Source organism: Variovorax sp. 10N432, from assembly GCF_056394465.1.
This window is the reverse complement of record NZ_JBFTHX010000170.1, coordinates 1-393: the sequence shown is the minus strand read 5'-3', so window position 1 is coordinate 393 and position 393 is coordinate 1. Positions and strand designations below refer to the sequence as shown.

Genomic DNA, 393 nt, shown 5'->3' with positions numbered 1-393 from the left:
ACATCAGCGATCGCGACGTGCTGCAATTCATCCTGCAACCGGGGTTTTCCACCGCCGAGAAAATCACCCAGATCTCCGGGCGTGGCGTCGGCATGGACGTGGTTCACGAAGAAGTCCGGCAGCTCGGCGGGACCATGAGCATCGACTCGACGTCGGGGCAGGGCGTGCATTTCCGGATTCGCCTGCCGTTCACCGTGTCGGTCAACCGCGCGCTGATGGTGCAGTGCGGGGAGGATCAATATGCGATCCCGCTGAACACCATCGACGGCATCGTTCGCGTGCTGCCCAACGAACTCGAAGGGCACTACCGGCTCGATCCACCGAGCTACGAATACGCCGGGCAACGCTATGAGCTGTGCTACCTCGGCGATCTGCTGAAAACCAGTACCCGCC

General features: G+C 61.8%; 1 protein-coding gene. It reads left to right on the top strand.

What is annotated here, in order from left to right:
- Positions 1-17: 17 nt before the first annotated feature.
- On the top strand, positions 18-393 hold a 376-nt coding region (locus AC1DF3_RS37195), incomplete at its 3' end, for an ATP-binding protein (protein WP_478142842.1).